The sequence below is a fragment of the Brachyspira pilosicoli genome, assembly GCF_008016535.1.
Taxonomy (GTDB): domain Bacteria; phylum Spirochaetota; class Brachyspiria; order Brachyspirales; family Brachyspiraceae; genus Brachyspira; species Brachyspira pilosicoli_A.
Window position 1 is genome coordinate 1 of the sequence record NZ_SAXY01000091.1, and the last position, 1032, is coordinate 1032.

Consider the following 1032-nt stretch of genomic DNA (forward strand, 5'->3'; position numbering starts at 1 on the left):
TGTTTAGGAGTATGAGATATTGGACATTTTTTAGTATAAAAAAAGCAGTATCCTTGTTATAATATTTTGATATAGAAAATAAATAAAGGATACTACTATGAAAAAAGATTATAGCACAGAATTTAAATTATTTATAGTGGATGAAGCATTAGAAACTAAAAATATTAAAAGATTTTTAAAGATAGAAGAAATACCCAAATCTACTTTTTATGCTTGGCTTAAAAAATATAAAGACACTGGAACTGTCGCCAATTTTAGCACTAGACCAAAAACTTCCCCAAATATCTTTAATAACCAAAAAGCTATTAATTTAATTATTAAACTCTATACTAAAGAATATCGAGGTAAGCATTATATTAAAGCATATTTAAATCGTGAAGGCATTAAGATAGGTGTTACAGCTATAGAGAATGTACTAAAAAGAAATAATCTTTGGAGATATAAAACAAAAAAGAAAAAGAAGCGATATGATAAGCGTAAATTTGTCTCTAAAATACAAAAAGAAGGCAAAATAGTTCAAATAGACACTAAATATATCAAATTAGGCAGAAAAACAGTCTATCAGTTCACTGCTGTAGATTTAGCTACTCGCTATAGTTGGAGGCAAATCTATGAGGATAAAACACCTTATAGTGCTTTATCTTTCTTAAAATATGTCTTAAAAACTTCACCTTTTAAGATACAATCTATACAGACCGATAATGGTATAGAATATACATACCGCTGTATCAATACCTCTAAAATAAATATTTTTGATGAATACTGCTTAAAAAATAAATTAGAGAGGAGATATATTCCTATAGCAACACCAAGATATAACGGCGTAGTAGAAAGAGTACACGGCATAGACGAAAGAGAATTTTATTCACGATTAAATAAAAATATCACAGTAGAATTATTGAGAGAAAAATTAAAAGAATATACACATTTTTATAACAATCAAAGATTGATTTCTTCGTTATTGTATATTACAATCAAAGAAAGAATCAAAAATATTATAGCAAGTAAAAGTACAATATCTATGGCTCCATG

1 protein-coding gene is annotated in these 1032 nt (G+C 26.7%); it reads left to right on the forward strand.

Annotated features, from left to right (window positions below):
• Positions 1-97 precede the first annotated feature (97 nt).
• On the forward strand, positions 98-1032 hold a 935-nt coding region (locus EPJ72_RS12845), incomplete at its 3' end, for a DDE-type integrase/transposase/recombinase (RefSeq protein ID WP_158636890.1).